Origin of the sequence: Pseudoalteromonas sp. BSi20652, from assembly GCF_000239855.1 — a bacterium.
Classification (GTDB): Bacteria; Pseudomonadota; Gammaproteobacteria; order Enterobacterales; family Alteromonadaceae; genus Pseudoalteromonas.
Window position 1 is genome coordinate 23,799 of sequence record NZ_BADT01000123.1, and the last position, 6,122, is coordinate 29,920.

Below are 6,122 nucleotides of genomic sequence, written 5' to 3' on the forward strand. Positions count from 1 at the left end.
TTAGTTAATTAAACTAAGTGAGTCTGGTCTAGGAGTTTTCCATTATGCGTGTATTATCAAGTCTCGGTTTTATTGCTTGTGTTAGCTTTGCTAACTTTGCCCAAGCAGCAACAGCCACTCAAGCATCTTATGCTGAGGTAGACAAAAAAAAAGCAGTAATACTCGCAAAGAAAACAATAGGCGGCAAGACCTTAAAAATCACCGAAAAAACAGATTTTTATACCGTACGAATACTCAAATCTGACGGCCACGTCGTTGATTTACATATAAATAAAAAAACCGGCGAAGTGAAGAAGGATTAAAAAATGCGAATTTTAGTTATAGAAGACGATTTACATTTAGCAGACAACTTACGTAATGCCCTAGAAAAAGAGCGTTACAGCGTGGATTTATGCCACGATGGTGAAGCAGGTCTTTTCCACATTACAGAATACCCACTTGATATGGCCGTAGTTGATTTGGGCTTACCTAAAATAGACGGCATTGAGTTAATTAATAAAGCACGAGCACAAGGTATCACTATCCCTATTCTAATTTTAACAGCACGCGATCGCTGGCAGGATAAAGTAGAAGCATTAGATGCGGGCGCAGATGACTACTTAACAAAACCATTTCATGTTGAAGAACTTATTGCACGTTGTAATGCGTTAATTCGTCGTAGTGCTGGTAAAGCAAATCCAGAAATGACTGCCGGCCCTATTAAAATTCATACACGTTCACAACAAGTGTGGGTTGACGATAAAGAACTTAGCCTTACAGCTTACGAATATAAAGTACTTGAATACTTAATGGTAAATCCGCAAAAAGTAATTTCTAAATCAGAACTTACTGAGCATATTTACGACCAAGATTTCGACCTTGATTCAAACGTAATTGAAGTGTTTGTACTACGTTTGCGTAAAAAGCTTGACCCTGAAGGCGTACTAAACCCAGTAGAAACACTACGTGGGCGTGGTTACAGGCTTAAAAGCCAGTGGTAATACCGCAAATATCGTTAAAAATAAGGCAAGGATTTATCCTTGTCTTTGTTTTATTAGTCGCACTCCCCATATTATTTTACTCAATTGGCAAAGCGTATTACGCTTCACTTGTAAATGCGACAGAAAAAACCCTCGAGGCACAGCTCTACTCGCTAATATCTGAAGTCGACTTTACTGAGCATGGTATTATTATGCCCAGCACTATTTTAGCGCCTGAGTTAAACAGATTAAATTCAGATACCTACGCAATGATTTACCGCGATGATGACCCTGTTTGGAACTCAGAATCGGCTGTAAATTTAAACTATGTACCTCAACAAATAGAAACCAAAGCAGGTGCCGCCGACTTCAGGCGCGTGGAGTACAATAATACCGCGTACTGGCAACTTAGCCTGACTGTAATTTTAAACAACATAGATCAATCAGAACAAGCTCGCTTTATATTAGTTAAACGTAACGACGCATTACTTCGTTTAATGGATGGCTTTAAGCAAACCCTTGTTGATTGGATGTTTATAATGGGAATTGCAATTGCAGGCCTTATGGCGGTTGGTTTTATTTGGAGCGCTCGCCCACTTCAACGACTCGATAAAGAAATTAAAGCCATTGAATCGGGTGATATTCAAGAAATAAAAGGCCTTTACCCTATTGAATTGCAAACAATAAAAGCAGATTTAAATTTATTACTTGAGTCACAACAGCGCCAAAAAGAGCGTTATAGGGCATCATTAAGTGACCTTGCTCATGCGCTTAAAACACCGCTTGCAGTACTCAAATCAAGCCCATTAGCTAACGACGCCGATGCACAAGAACAACTCGACCGTATTAATGTGATGATCGAACACCAATTAAAACGTGCTGCAACGGGTGCATCGGACACCTGGAAAAAACAAACGCCCATTAAGCCAGTACTCGATTCAATACTCAGTGCAATGGCGAAAGTGTACCGTGATAAAGACATTATTTTTAATTGTATTGTTTCTGATAAAGACTACTTTTTGGGTGATCAAACCGATTTAATGGAACTACTTGGAAACTTAATCGATAACGCCTGTAAAGCATGTCGCTCGCAAGTAGAAATACATGTCATTCAAAGTAAAATACTGTGTATTAATATTAGCGATGATGGTCCAGGCGTGCCAGAGGACAAACGTGAATCTTTGCTAACACGCGGTACTCGCCTTGATACATACGAAAGTGGGCATGGAGTAGGTATGGCAATTGTATCTGATTTAGTTAAGTCGTATCACGGTACGCTTACCATAACCAACGCTGATAATTTAGGCGGCGCTCAATTTATTTTAGAGTTTAATTACAATGACAAAAAGTAACCGTTTATTAAAACTAACCGCGACTGTTTTATTAATCGTAAGCCAACACAGTTTTGCAGATGAGACATGTACTTTAGCCGCTAAAGCAACCACAGATGAAGCTAAGCGTTATATTCAATGCTTAGATACTCAAATTAACAAAGCAAAATTAGTGCAAGGAAGTTGGATACAAAAGCGTAAATATGAGTTGACCACTTCACAAGAAAGTACAGGCAATACACAAGTACTCCCTTTGTTTATGCGAAGCATTAGTAATAACGAAAAATACCTAGAAAGCGCCTGTCAATGGCGCTATTTAATAAAACTACCCAACGCTACAGCAGCAGCCATTAGTTATAAGCTGTGTGAAATTAAGCTTATAAATCAATTTACAGAATCACTAAAACAACCATTTTAATGTAACTTAGGCAAACTAAATTAGTTACGTCTCTCTACTTGCCCCTCTAGCCTACTTGACAATTTATTCATATCAAAACAAACTACCTACTAGTAGATTGTTAAATGGCTGATAGGTAAATAAATGACTAAACCAGTAATAATTATAGGTGGCGGACTTGCCGGCTTATACAGTGCGTATAAATTACAATTGCTTAATATTGAGTACTTATTACTGGAAGCTAAATCGCGATTAGGCGGCCGAATTTTTGCCGCGCAATCACCAATGAATAACGATGTTAATTTTGATTTGGGCCCTACGTGGATATTTCCCCACCAACCAAAAATTCAAGCTTTAGTAAAGTCACTCAACTTAAGTGTATTTGAGCAATACAACAAAGGTGATGTGTTATATCAAGCACCTGATTCCATGCAACCTCAACAAATTGCTGGTGCTGGGGAAATGCAACTATTTAGACTCAAACACGGCATGAATACCTTAATCACTGCCTTATATGAGCAACTTAATCCTGATTCAATATTGTTAGAACACAATGTCACTGAGCTTAAAAAAGATGATAATAACTGGCAAATTACGGTTAATCACTTAGGCAAAATAAAGCACTTTACTACTGAAAAACTAATTTCGGCAATCCCAGCTCGTATGGTTACGACGCATTTAACGCCTGAACTATGGGCTACTCCAACACTCATAAACCGCCTCAGAAGCGTCCCTACATGGATGGCAGGACAAGCCAAATTTATAGCTACTTTTGAACATGCATTCTGGCGTGATAAAAACTTATCAGGGCAATGCTTTAGCCGCGTAGGCCCCATGGTCGAAATTCACGATGCCAGTGCAGAAGATAGCAATTTCGCCGCATTATTCGGCTTTATAGGCGTACCCTACTTATCACGAAACCAAGTAACTCAAGAGCAATTAATTCAAGCCTGTGCCCAGCAGCTAAGCTACTTTTATGGTAAGGATGCTAAAAAGGCAACGGGGTATTTTATTAAAGACTGGGCAGACGATAAGTTTGTAGCTAACAGAGACGATCAAACTCAACCTTCGCAGCACCCAGAATTTGATTTTTCAGGCTTAGATGAGCAATTAAATAACTTGAACATTCATTTTGTAGCGAGTGAGTTTGCAAAACAAGAAGCTGGATATTTAGAAGGCGCAATAAACGCGGTGGATGACGCTATTAAATTGTTTGTTAATTAATAGCCCTGTATTTGCTGATAACTTAACCATCAAGGGCTTTAATTTTACAGCCCTTGATGGTTATAGGTGTTAGTTATTTTTAGCAACGTCTTCACCACTACCTAGTAAAGTGGCAACCCACTTACCTTCAGCACTGGCTTCTAAGCCTATTTTAACAATCATAGTTAATGGCACAGATAAAAGCATACCCACAGTGCCTAATAACCAGCCCCAAAATATTAATGATAAAAATACCACTAGCGTTGAAAGACCCAGCCCTTTGCCCAAAAATTTAGGCTCTACGATATTGCCCATTACCGTATTTATTGTTAAATAGCCTGCAGCAACCAATCCCGCAATTAACGGGCCTTGAGTAATAAGTGCAAGTAATACAGCCGGTACAGCCGCAATAATTGACCCTATGTTTGGAATGTAATTGAACATAAATGCCAATACGCCCCACAGCACAAAGTAGTCAACGTCTAAAATCCATAAATAGAACGCAGCAATAATACCCGTACCTAAACTTACTAGCGTTTTAATTGCCAAATATGAATTAATAGACTCTAAAAAGCGGTCAATTTGCTTCATTTTGCTATCAGGATCTTCAAGTGCCATGTGTATTTTATTGCTCAGCATTGGCCCTTCAAACAACATAAAAACAACGGTTAAAATAATTAAAAACATGTTTGCCATTACGCCACCTAAACCGGTGAGCATATTAGTGGCTACATCAACCATTTTACCTGGGTCGAACATATTGATTAACTGTTCTTTATTTATCAGTATATTGTATTGAGATGCTAAATCTACCAGCCATACAAATTCCTCTTTGAGTTGTGTTTTATACTCAGGAAGTTGCTGCGAAAAATCGTTTATCGATTGCCCTACAAGCCCACCTAGGCTTATACCTAAGCCAACTATAATAAGCACTACCAACATAACAGCAATACCTTTAGGAATTCGGTAGCGCGCAAAAAACTTGATAAGCGGATTACAAATAATGGCAATAAACGCCGCCAAAATAAATGGAATAATAATTACACTTGCTGCTTTTATGCCTGCGAGTACCACCACCAAGGCAGCAAAAACTATTAAGCTTTTATTTACTCCAGTTAAACTTGCCAATTCATTAATCCTTTTATTGTTTATATGCCCCAAGTGTAAGGCAAAAGCTAATTAAATGAAATATTTACCAAGTGATCATAAAAACTCATTTTACGTATAAATTTGCAAAGCAGTTGACTAGCGAGTATACATTTTAATCACTTGCTACTATTTTACCGTAAGGATTAACAATGCATATATTTATTACTGGGGCGACAGGTTTAATAGGGTCACACTTATGTCCTTTTCTACTTCATCATAATCAAGTTACTGTGCTCAGCCGAAACACAACAAAAGCAAATGTACTACTGAGCCATAAGGTGCATGCCGTTAATGACATAAATTTAGTTGATTTCAATACTGTTGATATTGTTATTAATTTAGCTGGTGAACCCATTGTAAATAAGCGTTGGAGCGACAAACAAAAACAAATAATACGCGATAGCCGTATTGGTATTACAAAGCAAATTAGCGCGGCGATTAACGCTTGTAGTAAACCTCCACATACGTTTATCTCAGGTAGCGCTGTAGGTTTTTATGGCCGACAAAATAGTCAATCCATTGATGAAAGTTTTGAAAACCCACATCACGAATTTAGCCACCAGCTTTGTAAAGACTGGGAAAATGCAGCACTACTCGCGCAATCAGAACAAACCAGAGTGTGCCTATTGCGAACGGGTATAGTTTTAGCTAAAAAAGGTGGAGCATTAAGTAAAATGTTACCTGCTTTCAAACTTTGCTTAGGCGGCCCAATAGGAGATGGCGAGCAAGGTATGTCGTGGATCCATATAGACGATATGCTCCAACTTATTCTTTTTGTTATTAAGCATCCAGAAATATCTGGCCCTGTTAATGCAACTGCGCCAAATCCTGTAAGCAATGCTCAATTTAGTAAAAGCTTAGGTGAGGCATTATCACGCCCTGCATTTATCCCTATGCCCGTAGCTGTACTTAAGATACTCATGGGTGAAATGTCAGACTTGCTTACAACAGGGCAATTTGTAATCCCTCATAAAGCACAAACTAATAAATACCGTTTTCATTATCCTGATATTAAATCGGCCTTGGAGAGCTTGGTTTAGCAAACTTTAAAAATGATTAAGCTAAGATTATTGAAAGTTAAAT

7 protein-coding genes are annotated in these 6,122 nt (G+C 38.3%); 6 read left to right on the plus strand and 1 reads right to left on the minus strand.

The annotated features are described in order from the left end of the window. Positions 1–44: 44 nt before the first annotated feature. The 5 genes from P20652_RS07865 to P20652_RS07845 all read left to right on the plus strand — a co-directional run bounded on the left by P20652_RS07865 (position 45) and on the right by P20652_RS07845 (position 3,911). Complete coding sequence (locus P20652_RS07865; RefSeq protein WP_008169377.1) at positions 45–302, plus strand: PepSY domain-containing protein; 258 nt, start codon at positions 45–47, stop codon at positions 300–302. A gap of 3 nt (positions 303–305) precedes the next feature. Continuing rightward, positions 306–980 (plus strand): response regulator transcription factor, encoded by a 675-nt coding sequence (locus tag P20652_RS07860; protein ID WP_008169378.1) that lies wholly within the window; start codon positions 306–308, stop codon positions 978–980. Then, positions 974–2,311, plus strand: a complete 1,338-nt coding sequence (locus P20652_RS07855) for an ATP-binding protein (protein ID WP_008169379.1) — start codon at positions 974–976, stop codon at positions 2,309–2,311. Before P20652_RS07860 ends, P20652_RS07855 begins: the two co-directional genes overlap by 7 nt. Next, on the plus strand, positions 2,298–2,708 hold the full coding sequence (locus P20652_RS07850; RefSeq protein WP_008169381.1) for a hypothetical protein: 411 nt from the start codon (positions 2,298–2,300) through the stop codon (positions 2,706–2,708). Before P20652_RS07855 ends, P20652_RS07850 begins: the two co-directional genes overlap by 14 nt. 123 nt (positions 2,709–2,831) lie before the next feature. Beyond that, positions 2,832–3,911, plus strand: coding sequence for an FAD-dependent oxidoreductase (locus tag P20652_RS07845; RefSeq protein ID WP_008169383.1), 1,080 nt, complete (start codon positions 2,832–2,834; stop codon positions 3,909–3,911). 69 nt (positions 3,912–3,980) lie between these two features. On the opposite strand, the gene P20652_RS07840 is transcribed toward P20652_RS07845, so the two are convergent. After that, a complete protein-coding gene (locus P20652_RS07840; protein WP_008169385.1) occupies positions 3,981–5,018 on the minus strand; it encodes an AI-2E family transporter in 1,038 nt (345 codons plus the stop codon). A gap of 170 nt (positions 5,019–5,188) precedes the next feature. Between P20652_RS07840 and P20652_RS07835 the strand changes: the two genes are divergently transcribed. Next, on the plus strand, positions 5,189–6,079 hold the full coding sequence (locus tag P20652_RS07835; RefSeq protein WP_008169387.1) for a TIGR01777 family oxidoreductase: 891 nt from the start codon (positions 5,189–5,191) through the stop codon (positions 6,077–6,079). Positions 6,080–6,122: the final 43 nt, after the last annotated feature.